The organism is Idiomarina sp. ST10R2A5 (assembly GCF_051842325.1).
Classification (GTDB): Bacteria; Pseudomonadota; Gammaproteobacteria; order Enterobacterales; family Alteromonadaceae; genus Idiomarina; species Idiomarina abyssalis.
The window spans coordinates 18,917-35,278 of sequence record NZ_JBNIEX010000003.1 but is presented as its reverse complement, the minus strand read 5'-3'; the positions used below and the strand labels follow the sequence as shown (position 1 = coordinate 35,278).

Below are 16,362 nucleotides of genomic sequence, written 5' to 3'. Positions count from 1 at the left end.
TCCGTCAGTGCTTTGAAGCCTTGGAATAAACCTCTTATATTTAACGCAGTGCATAACAGGAAGAGGTAAAGCATTGCAGCATGCGTTGTTAGTTATCAACCCGAAGAGCCGTAATGGTCATTCCGAGGAGTTAACCGAAGCCACCGACTTGCTCAGAAACTCCGGCATTCAGGTTGAGGTTTGCGTCACTGAAAGTCCATCTCATATGGCCTCATGCATTGAAAATTACCGTGAGAAAAAAGGAGTGGTAATTGTTGCCGGGGGCGATGGAACCATCAGCTCAGCGTTGGAGTCAATCTATAAAAGCGAACAGACCTTAGCCATTTTGCCGATGGGAACAGCTAACGACTTGGCGCGCTCGCTTGGCATTTCGCAGAACGTTGTTGCAGCCGCTCAGGCTATTGTTAATGACAAGCGAGAGCGCATAAACTTGGCAAAGGTGAATAATAGTTATTTTGTGAATGTTGCTCATGTTGGTTTAGGCGTAGAGGTCACCCGCGAGCTGACGTCAGAAATGAAGAAGTACTTTGGCGTGTTTGCTTATTTGGGCGCATTTACCAGCGTCATGAAGCGCAACAAGAGTTTTAAAGTTCAAATAGAAGCTGACGGTTGGAAGGAGTCTGTAAGGGCAATTCACCTGGCGGTAGGTAATGGTCGTTACTACGGTGGCGGGAACGTTGTCGATGATGACTCTACACTGCTGGATGGACAACTGAACTTATTTTGTTTGAAACCAATACGGTGGTGGCGGTTGTTATTACTGGGAGTCAATTTTCGTAACGGCAATTTGCAAAAGGCAGAACGGGTTGTCTGTAAAAAGGCCCGAAAAATTAGCATTAAAACCTCCAGGGCTAAGCACATTCAGGCCGACGGTGAGTTTAAAACCGATACACCGGCCAATTTCGAGGTAATGCCTAAGGCTATTGAAGCTGTTGTTGGCGATATGCCACTGCCTCACGTAAACAAGGATTAAAATGTCGATATTACGCACAGATAATCAGGCCGATAGTATAGAAATTCTGAAGTTAGTCATTGAGACAACGGATTACTACCGGGAGATAGCGGAAGTGGTTGGGGATGATAACCTGGCCAGTAAGCTTAATGATATTGCCAACGAGAGATCTTCCTATATTGAGCAATTTGAGAATGTAGTTAAAGACTTAGGCGAGCTACCGGCTAAACCTGACCCTGATAAAGAACTCCTGCACAAAATAGGCGGGGAGCTTACTCAGTTTTTCTCTGCGAATTCTAAAAACGCCATTTTGGATAAGTGTCTGCAGGAAGATGAAGAACTGGCAACTGTGGTAAAACGCACGAAGCTGGGTGAGAAGTCGGCGGAGTATCAAAAATTACTCGATGCCTTGGCTGAAAACCTAAGTAAGACTCAAAAATCTATTCAGGCAATGAAAGACTAGAGTTTATAGAGTTAGCAATAGAGTATTATTTTTATAGGATAAATATCAAAAGGTTGAATTAAAGGAGACTAACTCTATGGAAGACACGCTTTTCGCTGGCATCGGTATTATAGGTGGCCTTGCCTACTTCGCTATTGCCTTGTTGTGGATACTAGTACCAATATTTATTTTTCTTATTTCAAAGCGCGTTAAGGACATGCGAGATATAGCACGGGAGTCTCGATTGGAAGTTAAAGAGCTTAACGCCAACCTCAAGGCTTTAAAAAGGAAGCTCAACGAGGAAGAGTGAGAAAAATACTGCAAAACGGTGGAGAAAAGGTCAGAATTAACACTTATTGTCTGGAATCAAAACCTTTTTAACAGGTAAAACTTTGTCACAACAACAAAAGCAAAATGATACTCACTGGCTGACCGGTCAGTTTCTTGAGGCCGGTAAAGAGTTAAAATACCGCCATTCTATTGAATCGAATGTTAGGTCTGACTCCCGCCTTGCGCTACTTTTAGTATCTATTATTTTTGCCATGTTCGGCATTACCGATTACAACCTTCTGGGGCTAACGCAAGAGTATTACTCGCTGCTGACTATGCGCGTTGCGGTAGTGGGCTCCTGCCTGGTGTTAGCCTTTGTTATCGGTCACCGGGGTGGTTATGCTGAAAAAGCTTGGTTGCACGCGTTACCATTATGGATTCTGGCAACGGGGATTATTCTCATTGTTCCTTTGCGCCCGGAAAGCCTTCTTACGCAGATCACCGCAGTGGTGGTCGCTATTATGGCTTTTTATCTGCTTATTCCAAATTTGTTGACGGTTGCAGCGCTGGCTAGCCTTTTCTTAAGTATTACTTTTTTAGCGGCGAGTATGTTGTACGCAGGAGTAACTCCCACAGGCGCAATCCGGTTGGGCCTGTTGCTTATCATGGCCAATATTGTTGGGTACACGGCGCTGCGGCGGTTAGAGCGTTTGCAGCGTCAGCAGTACTCCTTGCTTAACGAAGAGCGCGATCAAAACCGCGAGTTACTGCAGGAAATAAAACACCGAAAGTCATTAGAGGCGCAGTTGCGCATGGTGGCTGAGAATGATGCGCTTACGGGTGTTGATAGCCGCAGTCATTTTATGAAACGAGCTGAAGCTTTGCTGCAAAGAGCTCGACTGGAAGATACTCCGTTCTGCTTGTTTATGATTGACGTTGACCACTTCAAGCGTATTAACGACACTTGGGGCCACACCCGTGGTGATGTCATTCTGACGAAGATAGCCGAAGTTTGTCAGCACTCACTTCGGCCAACCGACATTATAGGTCGTTTTGGTGGCGAGGAGTTCGTGGTGGGGCTGCCTCATACGAGCCCTGCCGACGCTAAGGCGGTGGCTGAGCGTCTTAAGCAAAATGTAGAAGCCTTGTCATCAACTGACGAGTTAAATGACCTGGAGCTGAGTGTGACCATTGGCGTTGCTGTTGCCAAGGCCGAAGACGATTTGGATATGCTGATTACCCGAGCCGATAACCTACTTTATGAAGGTAAGCGTGACGGACGAAATCAGGTTGTGATGAAGGATTAAGGGTATTATTCGGCACTAACTATATATGATACATGGCATATTCTACCGTTGCCTTTTGTTTTCTTCTCATTTAGTGTTAGCCAAGTGCTAACAAACAAAAAAGGAATGAGATGAAATACCTTCTTGCAATAGCTGCTCTGCTTCCTTTGACTCTGCACGCCGCTGAGCCCGACGACACTCAGTTAGGTGTTGCTTTAGGTACGCCGGGCGGCGTTAACCTGGTTATGAAAAAAGAGATTTCCGGGCACCCAATTCAGTTAGCCGTTGGATATACGGGAAAAGCCTACGGAATTGAGGCAGGTTACAGTTTTTACTATAACCGTGACAGCGCAATGCGTTCTTGGCAGGTAATAGCCGGAAGCTCCACAATAAAAGATAACGCCCTTACTTATTACTCAACCCAAGATGTTGTCTATAGGGTTTATGAAGACGAAGATTGGAACTACGCCGGTGTCAGTGGCACTTTCCAATATGGGGGATTCTATATTGAACCTGGAATAACAGCGGGTAGCGGCGACTTCTCGAGCCCTCAGTTAACCATACAGGTAGGTTGGCTCTGGTAGGCAGAAGGCCAGGTTAACTCAAAAGGATGTGAGCATGTTTACCTCCAACCGCTTTTTTAGGCGCTTTTTAATAGTAGCTTTAGTGCTTAATCTTCCCCCGCTTGTCACCCCCGTATTTATACAGCTGGGCCTCGAACCTGTCTTTCTCATTGCGTTATTAGCAGCCTGGGTGAATGCGCCGTTTTGGCTGGGGTTCGAACACTTTTTTAGCTATCAGACAGTGGTTTTTAGTGAGTTTGGAGTTCAAGATGCTTCAATGATGGTGTGGTTATCTATCGTTGCCTTCTGGCTTTTGTGTGCAGGAGTGCTCGCCGCTATTAGTCTGGCATTCTCCAGAAAACGCTGCGTTGAATAGCCACTATGAGGAAAATCACTGTGGCCTACCCGACAAAGGGAAACTGAAATGAAAACAAAGCTTTATTTGCTGTTGGTATCACTGTTGGCATCGTTACCATGCTTAGCCGCAGATACTTTTCGGGTCTCAAGCTCAGTATTTAAAAGTGGTGAACTCGTTGAGTCGCCAGTGATGATCGTGGAAGAAGGTAAAATGGCTTACATGACGGTTGGTGATGACTTTCGCTATGAATTAACCGTGTCACCAACGCAAGGCGAGACGGTTGAGGTTCAGGCGGCCGTTGAAGTTGGGAAGAGTGTTATTAATCCTACTCTGACTGTGTTTTACGATAAAGAAGCGTCAGTAGAAATCGACCAGACTAAGCTAATGGTGTTAGTAAGCAAGCTTGAGCGTAAATAACGGGAACATCAGAATGGCTCGGCAAGCGATAGCTATGACTCAGTTTCTTAAGCTCCTTAACAAGATTCCGCGGATTTCACCGCCTTACATGCAAAGTCCGAAATAATATTTAACATCATTTTTATAGCTTTAGATTTGTTTTTTGTGGTTTTATAAGCTTTAGGGGCAGCCTGCACAGGCGCCTTAAACAGAACGCTGAGCTATTAACTAATAAGAGTTAATTCAAAATGAAAAACAAAACCACTAACTTAATAATGCGCAATGACGTCTCTATCTGGATTGCAGTAGGTACAGGGTGCATTTTACTCGTGCCGTTTGTTGCCATGCAGTTCACGACAAGCGTTAATTGGGAGCTTAACGACTTTGTTGTTATGGGAGCTCTACTGCTTTCAATAAGCAGCTTGTTTGTGCTGGTGGCAAGAAAAGTACCTGGCAAGTATTGGTTGCTTTGGGCGGGGTTATGCGTTGTAGCGCTACTGTATGTTTGGGCCGAGCTCGCGGTTGGTATTTTTACCCAACTGGGCAGCTAAGCGCTAACCATACGGAGTCTATATGCAAAAAGCAGTATCCCTGACTAAGTACGTAAAGAAGAGAAATGGTGTCGCCATAGGCGCGTCGGGCTCTATGAAGAATATGTTTCAGCGAGCTTTGGGTGCGGGCTCTTTTACGCAGTTTTGGCATTATTGGAATCCTATTTGGGGCTACTATCTGTCGCGTAACGTCATGAAACCTGCGAGTTCTTTTTTGCCGGTTTGGCTCGCGGTTTTAATAACTTTTGCCGTCAGTGGTGGTCTGCATGACATAGCGGTTAGTGTTGTTAAGTGGCAATTCATCTTCTTTTTTACACCGTGGTTTGTATTTATGGGTCTTATGGTTGTGGTGACTAAGTATTTGGACCTTACCTACGGTGGTCTCCCGTGGGGAGTTAGGGCTGTTATTAATAGTGCTTTTATTGGCGTTTGTTTGGCCGCCACCTATCTGTTAGAAAGTTTTTATATGCAACGTGTCTGGCCGGGAGCTTAAAGCTATGCTGAGTGCGTTGTTCGTCATTATTGGGGTTTTGTTGTTGACCACGGGCGGTGAAGCCCTTATTCGAGGGTCTCTGGCCGCTGCTAAGCGTATGGGTGTCTCGCCTTTGCTTAGCGGTTTACTGATTGTCGGGTTTGGTACTTCTGCCCCTGAGTTAGTGGTTTCAATTGATGCTGCTATAAACGAGCGGCCGGACATAGCTGTTGGTAACGTTGTTGGAAGTAATATCGGCAATATTCTGCTTATTCTGGGAATGTGTGCTGTAATCGCGCCTCTTGCGTTGAAGCCGCTGGTACTGCGCCGTGACGGTATTACCGTAGTTGCGGGAACAGTCTTGTTTCTGGTTCTTGTTGGCGGAAGTGCGCTGGCAAGGTTTGATGCCGCTATTTTGTTGCTGGCGCTGGTGAGTTATTTGATCTGGGCATACAGAACCGAGCGTTTCGGAAATGCTCCGTCCGCAGAATTGCATAAAGCAGAGGCGCAGGAAGTGACCTCTTTGCCGACAACCAAGCTCCGTATAGCAGCAGCCATTGTGTTTGGTCTGGCGTTGTTAATTGTCGGTTCTCAGGTGCTTTTGAAAGGTGCGGTCGATATTGCCGAGTCGTTGGGTGTTTCTGAAGCCGTTATTGGACTGACTCTTGTAGCGGTTGGCACATCTTTACCTGAGCTCACCGTTTCAGTTATCGCGGCATTCAGGCGACATGCTGACGTGGCTATTGGCAACATTCTGGGCAGTAATATTTTTAACGTTTTGGGCATACTCGGTATTTCGGCGTTGTTGCAGCCACTGCCCGTGCATGAGCGAATACTGCAGTTTGATCAGTGGGTTATGCTGGGCGCGTCACTAGTTTTGCTACTGTTTCTTTATACCGGGCGTAGGCTGAGCAGATTTGAAGGCGGCCTGCTTCTGTTAGGATACGCAGCGTACGTAGGGTTGAGTTTTACTGTCTTCGGGTAAGGGTCAATGTGAGACGACATAGCCGTTCTTCCAGATTTTCACCGGTGTTAATAAAGTGTCCAAATTGTCGTACGGTGATTGGCTTAGCATAAGAAAATCAGCTTTCATGCCTTTTTCTATGCGTCCACGATCCGTTAGCGAAAAAGCGTCTGCCGGTACCGAAGTCGCTGTTTTTAAAATATCTTCAACCGGCACTCCGGCTTTTTGAAAGAGAAGTAACTCAACCAGCAAAGACCAGCCGTGGGCGGTATTCGGGTTAGGGGCATCGCTGCCGGCTAAAATAGGAATACCCGCTTCATGCATGCGTTCTGTGTTGGTGAATAAGTTGGTGTAGAAGTGCTCGGGAAAATGTCCGTTGTTACGGAAATTCCGGTTGAGTGTCGATTTTGCGCCAGCGCTTATTTCCAGTGACTCGTTATTCAATAGAATTTCATCATTGATGGCGCCCCGCAGCATCCCCTCATAAACCGCCATCGTAGGAATCACAAACACATCATTGGCCTTAAGAAGCGTGAGTAGTTCATCAGAAACAGGCTGATTAAAGAAACTGTGCACCAAACCGTCGGCTCCGGCTTTAACGGCATCGAGAGCGGAATCATGATCAGCAATATGAACAACGGCTAAACAGTTCTGTTCATGTGCAGATTTAATCGCCGCCTTCAGACCCTGCTTTGAGATGGATGGCGCATGTGCGTACTCTGAACCGCTGCGGGTGTACACTATCTTGATGAAGTCTGAGCCTGCATGAATACGTTGTTCTATCAGCTTTTCAGCCTCTTGTGGTTTAGAAAGCGTAGATACCTCAATACCATACTGTGTCCCGTGCCCATTCGGTGCAGTTATTAATAATCCGGCACCAAAAATATCAGCCTTACGGCTAAACTTCGTCGTTGCTCTGAGGGGTTGATGTTGCCGCAGGAAATTTGGATGACCAAACATATCAATAACGGTGGTTACGCCTCTCTCAAGATTTTGTTCTAATGCATCGCCCCAGGCATGCACATGAGCATCGATGAGGCCGGGAACAAGCCAACGGTTTTGTCCATCTATTTTCCGTAACTGACTGTCCGGTTGCTCCATGTGCAAGTCTTTGATATACCCATCGAGCACTTCAATATAAGTAGCTTGGGAGGTGGTTTCCCCGTCAAAAATGTTAACCGGGCCCAGGATAAAACTGTTACTGGTTTTGGCGCTTTCTTCCCGGGGTGTTGGCAGCGAAAGAATGGTCAAAGCAATAACTGCTACAAAAAGTGCTGCGATAATTTTAATCTTCATTTATCTAAACCTTTTAACGAGAAAGTCGCTGATAGCGCCAGTAAATTACGGCGATTAATGCGCCACAAAAAGCAACAAGATAAAGCCCATGTAGCCATAAATTATGGCCCTGACTTGTACCGATAATGGCGTGCGCCAGTTGAGAGTAGTGATACGATGGCAGCCCATAAGCAACGTAGCGAACTGTGTCGGGTAAGAACTGAATCGGCACCCAAAGGCCGGATAAAAACGCCATGGGTAAATAAACTAAATTGACGACAGCAGGAGCCGCTTTGTCAGACAGGCAAAGACCCATGAGTAAACCGATTAAGGCAAATGGCAGGGTGCCTGCTAACAGAACAATGAAGAGAAGACTCCATTGCCATAACCACAGCTGCACATCGGCAAAAAGTGCTGCCGTAATAAACAACAGCAAGGCAATGCATGCGGCAAAAACTAAACTACTAAAGAACTTAGCAACCACATACGCAGAAAGAGGCATGGGCGAAATGCGCTTCAGTGTAAGCCAGCCTTGTGCCCTGTCGCTAGCAACAGCGGTTGCGTAGTTAAATAATGCTGGGCCCATCATGCCAAAACAGGCGTATGAAACCAGCATATACTCGCCTTGTGCTGCGCTAAAGTTAAAGACAATACCGAAGAACACGTAAAACACGAGTGGAAAAAGCATGGCAGGTAAAAAGAATGCCGGTGTGCGCCACAAGCTAAGTAAGTCGTAGAGGCTCTCTTTTAAATAAATGGCCGAATTAAACATGAGCGGGCTCCCGAATAAGGTGTAAGTAGGCTGACTCCAGGGAACCGTGATCGGCAATAACCTCGTTGACTCGTCCCTGTGCAATAATTTGTGCGTCCCGCAAGACAACAACACGATCGGCAAGTCGCTCTGCTTCTTCAATGTAATGAGTGGTTAGTACTAAAGCGCAGCCATGCTGCCGACGTTGCTCAATTTGCTGCCAAAGCAAATGGCGCGCTTCAACATCCATACCCACGGTAGGCTCATCAAGAAAAAGTAAGTCGGGATTTCCGGCCACCGCGATGGCAAACAGAACTTGCTGGCGCTGGCCGCCTGATAACTTCCCGAAGCGTTGCTTAGCAATACCCGTTAAATCAAACTCCTCCAGCAAAAATTCTGGGGTGGCGCCTGACGGATAGTAACTACAAAATAAATCCAGTTGTTCAGCAACGGTCAAGTTGGCATTTAAGGTACCAAGCTGCATCATAACCCCAACACGCTGACGGATAGTTAACGGCCTATGCTGGTTATTCAGTTGAGTACCCAGAATTTCTAAATACTGAGCATCATAATCATGCATGCCAAGGACGCTGTTAATTAAGGTTGTTTTGCCGGCTCCGTTTTTTCCAAGTACGGCAATGACCTCACCCGCATAGGCATTAAGGCTGACATTGGTAAGCGCTGCTTTTGCGCCATAGTGTTTATTAAGCGATTGTACTTTAAGGTTTATCTGATTCATTGGAAGCCTTTGTTAGTTATCTGTTGTTGATTGAGTCTATCCAGTCAGCCTTTGAGCCGGTAGTTGCGTATGTCATCAATTAGGAATGACATTTGTCACTGGTGTGCGTGCTTTGTAGCGGCCATAATAAAAATGATAAATAACAAAGAGCAGCGGTATGTCAGATAAGCAGCAGGCACGCGAACAAAAACAGGCGTGGATTTACCTTTTTAACCTCGGTTTTTACATTCTGCCGATGGTGCTTTTTCCGTATCAGATTTGGGAAATTGCCGTCATGGTGGCGGCGATGTTGGTTTTTATTGGCCTTTATTACTGTTGTTATTCGGTTCCGCGGGAGCACATGTTGTGGCCAATCCTTGGCATGTACATTATTGCTTGCGCGGTGACACCGTTAAATCCGGGGTCTATTGCTCTTTTTAGTTACGCGGGATTTTTTGTTGGCTTTGCTTATAATTGGCGGGTTGCGCTTGCGGCTGTTACCGGCATTATTCTCACGTTAGCCGCTTTCCACTTTGGCCCGGGAACCAGTTGGGATCTCTTTTTACCCTATGGCATCGTCATTGTCGTTACTGTCTCTATTTTCGGCAGGGTTGAACGACTCAGACAACAACATGCCGAAGAGCAGCAACGTGATGCGGCAGAGATTGAGCGTTTAGCAACCAGTGTCGAACGGGAGCGGATAGCAAGGGATTTGCATGACATTCTGGGACACACACTTTCTAGTATTATCTTGAAGTCTGATCTTGCCAAGGCACAACTTTCTAAGCAGCATTATGATGAAGCTTCTAAGCAGTTAGTTGAACTTAGTGAGATTGCTCGTGAAACACTTTCGCAGGTGCGTCAAAGTGTTTCGGGTTACAAACATGGTGGGTTATCGCTGGAGCTGAAAAGGCTTGAGCAGCGCCTGAATGATGGGGGCTTTAGTACAAAGATAACCGGTACACCGCCGGTAATGAGCGAGCAACGGGAAACCGCACTGGTGTTAGCAATAACTGAATTGGTCACTAATATTATTCGTCACAGTAATGGTCAGCAGTGCTTGATCCATTTTGATGAGACTGCAAACACCTATTGTATTAAAGTTGTGGATAACGGTATCTGCCATGACGTGAGTGTGGGTAATGGTCTGAGTGGGGTTGAGTTGCGAATACAGCAGATGGGCGGTTCCATGGCGATCTCAACAGAAGAAGGGTGCGAAGTTACTCTCTTCTTACCGAAACGGGAACAGCGACACGCATGAAAATTTTATTGGCTGAAGATCAAACTATGGTGCGAACTGCACTCGCGAGTCTGTTGCGTCTGGAATCGGGTTATCAGGTGGATGAAGCCATTGATGGGGCCGATGCTCAGAAAAAATTACAAGAGTACGACTACGATGTGTTGTTGAGCGACATTGAGATGCCTAATATTTCTGGTCTTGAGCTGATACAGTGGGCTCATCAGCAGCAGCCCGAACTTCGCTCCGTTATAATCACCACCTTTAGCCGTTCCGGTTATATTAAGCGTGCTATTGACTCTGGTGTTCGAGGCTTCCTACTAAAAGATGCACCCATTGATGAACTGATAACGTCGTTGCAACGGGTTTGTAAGGGTGAGCAAGTGATAAGTAATGAGCTTCTCCTTCAGGCTCTGGGGCAGCAAGATCCGTTAACCAATAAAGAACGTCAGGCGCTGCGTTTAGCTAGGCAGGGATTAAGTACACAAGCTATTGCGGAACAACTTTTTATCGCCGAAGGTACGGCTCGAAATTACCTCTCTGAGGCGATTAATAAACTGCATGCGAGCAACCGGACTGAAGCTGCTCGCATCGCTCATCAAAAAGGCTGGCTGTAATAAGCTAAACGTTTACTTTCGAAAAACTACAGCTTAACAATCAATTTGCCTTTGTTTTCACCCGTGAAGAACAGGTTCAAGCCTTCAATGGCGGACTCCAGCCCCTCAAGAATATGAGAACGGTGTTTGATTTTTCCAGACATAACGTAAGGCGTTAGTTTGCTTAGCAAACTGGGAATCTCATCAAAATGATCCGGCATAGTAAAGCCCTGAATGGTCAGGCGCTTTTTAATAACCGGTATCCAGCTTGGACCGGGACTTGGTACTTCTTTGTCGTAGTCGGCTATCATGCCGCAAACCACGACACGGCCATGAGCGTTCATGCGCTCAACGACCAGGTTCTGAATGGGGCCACCGGTGTTTTCAAAGTACAAGTCTATGCCCTCAGGGGTTAGCTTGATTAGCTGGTCGCGCAAGTCACTGGTTTTGTAATTAATGGCACCGTCAAAGCCCAGTTCGTTGATAATCCAGTTGGCTTTTTCATCGCTGCCGACAACGCCAATCACTTTCAGTCCTTCGGCTTTGGCCAGTTGCCCGACAATTGATCCAACCGAACCTGCGGCGCCGGTTACCACCAGAGTTTCACCATTCTTAGGTTTACCAACATTAAACAGTCCTTGTGTGGCCGTCAGACCCGGTAATGCAAACACTGACAGTACGGTTTCGTCGGGCACATCGGCCTGCACTTTATTAATACCCTGGCCATTACTGAGCGCGTACTCCTGCCAACCCATCATACCCATGACGCGGTCACCTTCGTTAAAGTCAGGGTGGTTACTCTCAACAACTTTGCCGACACCCGAACTTCGCATAACAGTCCCCAGTTCAACGGGGGGAATATAGCTTTCAGTATCAGGGCTCATCCAACCGAACATGGCAGGGTCTAGAGACATTTGTGTTTGCTTAATCAGAATTTCACCGGAGCCAGCTTTGGGTAGCTCTTTCTCTACAACATCAAATATGTCGGTTGTGACAGGGCCAGGCTCAGGGCGTTTAATCAGGTTAATGGCTTTATAGGTGGTCATAACGGTTCCTTGTTAACTTATAGATATTGTGCTTTTTTTACGGATTAAGGTTGCTTTAGATCACTATACTTTGATTCCTGTCTATATGCCGATTTGTAACCCATACTAGACTCAGGAAAAGATCTCAAAGAGGACACAATGATGAAAAGAGTCGAAGGTAAAGTTGCCATTGTTACTGGTGGCGCATTAGGTATTGGACGGGCGGTTTGTCTTGAGCTGGCGAAAGAAGGCGCCAAGGTTGCTGTAACCGATATTGCGGACAACGAAGGGCAAAAAGTTGTCGATGAAATTAAAGGCTTTGGCGGCACCGCAAAATACTGGCACATAGATACGGCCAGCGAAGATGATGTAAGCAGTGCTTTTTCAGACATCGAGAAAGAGTTTGGCTCGATAGATGTCTTAGTTAATAACGCCGGCATTGCTGGGGTTAATAAGCCGACTCATGAAATTACTAAAGACGAATGGGACAAGGTAATTAACGTGAATGTCAGTGGTGTTTTTTACTGTACTAAACACGCTATTCCGGCAATGAAAAAAGCAGGAGCTGGAAGCATTATTAATTTGTCATCAATTTACGGAATGATAGGCGCTGCCGACTTACCGCCTTACCACGCTTCTAAAGGCGCAGTCAGGTTAATGAGCAAAAATGACGCACTCATTTACGCAAAAGACAAAATTCGGGTCAATTCAGTTCACCCGGGCTTTATCTGGACGCCACTGGTGGAGCAGTTAGGGAAAGATTCTGACGAAGGCGTGGATGCGTTCAGAAAGCAGCTGGATAGCCTGCACCCCATTGGTCATGTCGGTGAGTCTGAAGACATTGCTTACGGCGTGCTGTATTTGGCGTCGGATGAATCTAAATTTGTGACTGGAACGGAGTTAGTGATTGATGGGGGCTATACCGCTCAGTAAAGCTCCCTTATTTATGGTGGCAGATATTAGGTGAACAAGACTTACAGTTAAAAAAAAGGTATAGTTTTCAAAAAAATATAAGGAACTTACCTGCTAATGATTGCTATGCATTTTACTTTAACCCGTCAAATGCCACCAGCGGCCGGAATGATGGCTCTGTTAGGCCTTGCTGTTGTTGTCGGCGCCGTATCACAAATTTACCTGGCGAATATTCTGACCTACCCCATGGAGTGGTTTGATGCAATTGCCTACGAACTGGAGGTTATGCTGGCCAGTGTATTGCATCTGGTTGGTTTTTATTCTGAACTCCCCTGGCCGTCACCGTCGCGCATAGCACGATCGATTGACGTGGGCGTGTTTGGTGGCATTCTCTATATTGCATCCGAAGTGTTGTACGTTATTGCTGTGGTGGTTGTCGCGACCCGACAGGCAACTCAGAGTGGCTCAGCGCCAAGTGCCAGAGTGCCGAAGAAGCTGATTTCCTTTTATCTTGTAATGGGTCTAATTTATACATTCAGTTTCTTTTACCTTGGTATGTTCATTGCTGGCATAGCGAGTACCTATGAAATGGCGTTTTCAATGATTTTGAACGCCGATAGTATACAGAAGGTGATTTTGTACGGTTTGCCCTGGAAACTGGTGCTTTTTGTACCGCTTCAGTTGGCTTTGTTGGTTGGACTCTGGACAAAGCAAAGCTGGTTCAAAAGCGCTTTTCTGGCATACCTGCTGCTAGACGTTCTTTACTACGCCGCATTTACTCTGTCGGCCTTAAGTTACGGGATTTATGTCGGGCTTATTGTCAGTCTACTTGCGCTGCTTCTATTTTTACCTTACTTCGTTAGAAAGTGAGTTATTGATAACTAAATGTCCGCAGCAGTAACAGGGCTTTTCACAGCGTGGAAATAGGCCTATTCTAGGTTTATACAACTTATTAACTTAAGGTATCTTTTTGCGAAACCTTCTTGTTACTGCTTTTCTGTTATTAGCTGCGGCGCCTTTAATGGCACAGGATAAAACACTCAAAGTGGGTGTGTATCATAATCCGCCAAAAATCATGTTCGATGAATACGGGAAGTTAAGCGGTATTCACGGTGAGCTATTAACGGTTATTGCCGAGCGGCACAATTGGCAACTACTGCCTGTTGAATGCGATTGGGATCAATGCCTGACGTTTTTGCAGCAGGGTAAAATAGATATTCTTCCGGACGTTGCCAAAAATGATAGCCGAGCTCAATGGGCGGAGTTTCATGAGGAAGCCGCACTGCTTAGCTGGTCGCAACTGTATGCCGCTAAGAATGAAAAAATTACCAGCCTGCTGGACTTAAACAATAAACGTGTCGCTGTTTTGAAAGGTTCTGTGCAGGAAAGCTACTTACAGCAACTGATTGAAAGCTTCGAATTAGAGAGTGAACTTTATCCAGTAGAGAGTTTTAGCGAGGGCTTTGACGCTGTGTTCATGGGAAAAGCGAATGCAGTCGCAACGAACCAATTTTTTGGGAACCAACAAGTAGCTGATCGTAGCGTTCAAATGACGCCTATCATGTTCCTGCCAAGTGAACTCTTTTTTGCTGTATCTAAACAAGTGAGTTCAGAGGTTCCAACAACAATAGACAACGAGCTGAAGCGCTTAAAGGCCAACGAAAATTCAGTTTATTATCAAATAATTGAGCGTTGGAGTTCTCAACAAAAAGCAGTCAGTGTTCCTTCCTATGTGTGGTGGATAATAGCGGCACTGGCGTTACTTGCTGTTGGTGTTCTGTTCTTTAATCAGCTATTAAGACGCAAGGTTGCGTACAAAACGAAAGCTCTGGCGCAAAGTAAGTACCGTTTAAATACCATTCTGGATAGCGTTGAAGCCTACATTTACATTAAAGATAAAGACCTAAGATATCAGTATGCGAACTGGCAGGTGTTAAAGCTGTTTAAGCTGGATCTTGAAGATATTATTGGCAAAACCGATTATGACCTGTTCGATAAGACCACGGCCGATCAGCTTAAGAGTTATGACAGTAAAGTGCTGGAGAGCGGACATCGGTTAGCTCAGGGTGAGGTGAATAATCTGCCAGGTGAGAAAGAGCTACATCAATTTTGGTCAGTTAAAGTTCCGCTATTTGATTCAACTAACCAAGTGGTTGGACTGTGCGGTATTTCGACAGACATTTCCGAATACCAGAATATGAAAGAAGAAATCCAGTCTCTTGCCTACTTTGATCCCTTAACTGGGTTAGCAAATCGACGTTTTATGCTTGAACGCTTAAACGAAGAGTTTGACCTCTACCAGAGTGGCGGCGGAGACGGCGTATTGGTTATGCTCGATATTGATCACTTCAAAAAGATTAACGATAGCTTTAGCCATGACACCGGAGACGAACTGCTTATTTTATTTGGTCAGAGGCTGGAGTCTGAATTACGCCAGGCTGACAATGCCGGGCGTTTAGGCTCGGACGAGTTCATGGTGTTGTTGAAAAGTGAAAGAGGCCGAAGTTTACGTAACGACAGTAATTTACGTCAACGATTACAAGTACTTTTAGAGAGACTAAGGGAACCTTATTTGTTGGGCGGCAGCCTTGAATCAGTGTCAGTGAGTATGGGCATTACTTTATTTTCTGATGCGAAAAGTACAAGTGATTTAATGCAAGCGGCTGACCTGGCGTTATCGCAGGCAAAAGAAACAAACGCATCAAAATTGCAGTTTTTTAATACCGGAATACAACGAGAGTTTAATTATCGACAGCAGCTCATTGCAGCTTTGCGAAAAGCGATAAACTCGGAATCTCTGGAAGTTTACTTGCAGCCTCAATACCAACAATTATCACCCGATTCGACTTTAAACTGTTTAGGCTTTGAAGCGTTACTACGCTGGTGCGATGATGAGCTTGGCTGGGTCTCTCCGGCGGAGTTTATCCCGCTGGCAGAAAGTCAGGGTTTAATGCCCGATCTACACAGAATAGTGCTTGATCAGGTACTGCTTGCTATTCCACATCTGCAACGTTCAGCTCCCAACTGTGGTGCGCGGGTGGCAATCAATGTCAGTGCCAGTCAGTTTAAAGCCCCCGGCTTTGTTGAAGATATCGAACAACGGCTGTTGGCAGCAGGCGTATCCGGTGAACTGCTTGAATTAGAAGTCACAGAAAGTATGTTGATTGACGATATTGAGCATACAGCGAACAACATGGAGCGACTTAAAGCTCTGGGTGTCACGTTCGCTTTAGATGATTTTGGTACGGGATATGCCTCGTTAGGATATCTAAAACGCTTGCCGCTGAACTCATTGAAGATAGACCAGTCTTTTATACGGGACTTACACAATAATAGTAGCGACGAAGCTATTGTGCGCACCGTAATCGCTTTAGGAAAAAGTCTGGATCTAAACATTATTGCAGAAGGCGTGGAAACAGAGGAGCATTTGCGTAAACTCCAGGAGATGGGGTGCTCGCGCTTCCAGGGCTACTATTTTGCGCGGCCAGAACCGGTCAGCTTTTGGGTAAACTCAGAAACATTTGCTAACAGAAGCTCGCTTCTATAACGCCGTTAAGCGGTGTATCTTTATGGTTAAAGCACGGCAGCTTGGAA

The 16,362-nt window shown here is 45.9% G+C and carries 19 protein-coding genes; 15 read left to right on the top strand and 4 right to left on the bottom strand.

Going from position 1 to position 16,362, the window contains the following annotated elements:
- Positions 1-73 precede the first annotated feature (73 nt).
- From ACP7FG_RS04635 to ACP7FG_RS04590, 10 genes are all read left to right on the top strand, one after another.
- Positions 74-973 carry a lipid kinase gene (locus tag ACP7FG_RS04635; protein WP_439225672.1) on the top strand — a complete coding sequence of 300 codons (900 nt, stop codon included), beginning with the start codon at positions 74-76 and terminating at the stop codon, positions 971-973.
- A gap of 1 nt (position 974) precedes the next feature.
- Complete coding sequence (locus ACP7FG_RS04630) at positions 975-1,415, top strand: DUF2383 domain-containing protein (RefSeq protein ID WP_439225671.1); 441 nt, start codon at positions 975-977, stop codon at positions 1,413-1,415.
- A 76-nt stretch (positions 1,416-1,491) separates the two neighbouring features.
- The gene (locus ACP7FG_RS04625) at positions 1,492-1,704 is read left to right on the top strand and encodes a hypothetical protein (RefSeq protein WP_278355350.1); all 213 of its coding nucleotides are present in this window, start codon (positions 1,492-1,494) and stop codon (positions 1,702-1,704) included.
- Between the two features lie 82 nt (positions 1,705-1,786).
- Entirely contained in the window at positions 1,787-2,971 is a 1,185-nt protein-coding gene (locus ACP7FG_RS04620) for a GGDEF domain-containing protein (protein ID WP_439225670.1), read from the top strand.
- A gap of 110 nt (positions 2,972-3,081) precedes the next feature.
- Positions 3,082-3,534, top strand: a complete 453-nt coding sequence (locus tag ACP7FG_RS04615; RefSeq protein WP_439225669.1) for a hypothetical protein — start codon at positions 3,082-3,084, stop codon at positions 3,532-3,534.
- Between the two features lie 34 nt (positions 3,535-3,568).
- Positions 3,569-3,889, top strand: a complete 321-nt coding sequence (locus tag ACP7FG_RS04610) for a hypothetical protein (RefSeq protein WP_439225668.1) — start codon at positions 3,569-3,571, stop codon at positions 3,887-3,889.
- Positions 3,890-3,937: 48 nt separating this feature from the next.
- Positions 3,938-4,288, top strand: coding sequence for a hypothetical protein (locus ACP7FG_RS04605; RefSeq protein ID WP_439225667.1), 351 nt, complete (start codon positions 3,938-3,940; stop codon positions 4,286-4,288).
- Positions 4,289-4,515: 227 nt separating this feature from the next.
- On the top strand, positions 4,516-4,818 hold the full coding sequence (locus ACP7FG_RS04600; protein WP_439225666.1) for a hypothetical protein: 303 nt from the start codon (positions 4,516-4,518) through the stop codon (positions 4,816-4,818).
- Positions 4,819-4,840: 22 nt separating this feature from the next.
- Positions 4,841-5,311, top strand: a complete 471-nt coding sequence (locus ACP7FG_RS04595; protein ID WP_439225665.1) for an acyltransferase — start codon at positions 4,841-4,843, stop codon at positions 5,309-5,311.
- 4 nt (positions 5,312-5,315) lie between these two features.
- Positions 5,316-6,275, top strand: a complete 960-nt coding sequence (locus ACP7FG_RS04590; protein ID WP_439225664.1) for a calcium/sodium antiporter — start codon at positions 5,316-5,318, stop codon at positions 6,273-6,275.
- A gap of 3 nt (positions 6,276-6,278) precedes the next feature.
- Here the strand turns inward: ACP7FG_RS04590 and ACP7FG_RS04585 are convergent, their stop codons facing one another.
- Genes ACP7FG_RS04585 through ACP7FG_RS04575 form a run of 3 tightly spaced genes read right to left on the bottom strand, consistent with a single transcriptional unit; the run spans position 6,279 to position 9,019 of the window.
- Positions 6,279-7,550 carry an amidohydrolase family protein gene (locus tag ACP7FG_RS04585; protein ID WP_439225663.1) on the bottom strand — a complete coding sequence of 424 codons (1,272 nt, stop codon included), beginning with the start codon at positions 7,548-7,550 and terminating at the stop codon, positions 6,279-6,281.
- A gap of 13 nt (positions 7,551-7,563) precedes the next feature.
- Positions 7,564-8,301, bottom strand: coding sequence for an ABC transporter permease (locus ACP7FG_RS04580; protein ID WP_439225662.1), 738 nt, complete (start codon positions 8,299-8,301; stop codon positions 7,564-7,566).
- Positions 8,294-9,019: an ABC transporter ATP-binding protein gene (locus ACP7FG_RS04575; RefSeq protein WP_439225661.1), complete on the bottom strand. Its 726-nt coding sequence runs from the start codon at positions 9,017-9,019 to the stop codon at positions 8,294-8,296. Before ACP7FG_RS04575 ends, ACP7FG_RS04580 begins: the two co-directional genes overlap by 8 nt.
- 157 nt (positions 9,020-9,176) lie before the next feature.
- Between ACP7FG_RS04575 and ACP7FG_RS04570 the strand changes: the two genes are divergently transcribed.
- Together ACP7FG_RS04570 and ACP7FG_RS04565 are read left to right on the top strand one after the other, a co-directional pair.
- Entirely contained in the window at positions 9,177-10,259 is a 1,083-nt protein-coding gene (locus ACP7FG_RS04570) for a sensor histidine kinase (RefSeq protein ID WP_439225660.1), read from the top strand.
- Positions 10,256-10,852 (top strand): response regulator, encoded by a 597-nt coding sequence (locus ACP7FG_RS04565; RefSeq protein ID WP_439225659.1) that lies wholly within the window; start codon positions 10,256-10,258, stop codon positions 10,850-10,852. Before ACP7FG_RS04570 ends, ACP7FG_RS04565 begins: the two co-directional genes overlap by 4 nt.
- Positions 10,853-10,878: 26 nt before the next feature.
- Here the strand turns inward: ACP7FG_RS04565 and ACP7FG_RS04560 are convergent, their stop codons facing one another.
- Positions 10,879-11,877 (bottom strand): NADP-dependent oxidoreductase, encoded by a 999-nt coding sequence (locus ACP7FG_RS04560; protein ID WP_439225658.1) that lies wholly within the window; start codon positions 11,875-11,877, stop codon positions 10,879-10,881.
- 138 nt (positions 11,878-12,015) lie between these two features.
- On the opposite strand from ACP7FG_RS04560, the gene ACP7FG_RS04555 reads away from it, so the two are divergent.
- The 3 genes from ACP7FG_RS04555 (at position 12,016) to ACP7FG_RS04545 (ending at position 16,315) form a co-directional block, all read left to right on the top strand.
- On the top strand, positions 12,016-12,789 hold the full coding sequence (locus ACP7FG_RS04555; RefSeq protein WP_439225657.1) for an SDR family NAD(P)-dependent oxidoreductase: 774 nt from the start codon (positions 12,016-12,018) through the stop codon (positions 12,787-12,789).
- Positions 12,790-12,885: 96 nt separating this feature from the next.
- Positions 12,886-13,638 (top strand): hypothetical protein, encoded by a 753-nt coding sequence (locus tag ACP7FG_RS04550; RefSeq protein WP_439225656.1) that lies wholly within the window; start codon positions 12,886-12,888, stop codon positions 13,636-13,638.
- Between the two features lie 100 nt (positions 13,639-13,738).
- Positions 13,739-16,315 (top strand): EAL domain-containing protein, encoded by a 2,577-nt coding sequence (locus ACP7FG_RS04545; RefSeq protein WP_439225655.1) that lies wholly within the window; start codon positions 13,739-13,741, stop codon positions 16,313-16,315.
- Positions 16,316-16,362: the final 47 nt, after the last annotated feature.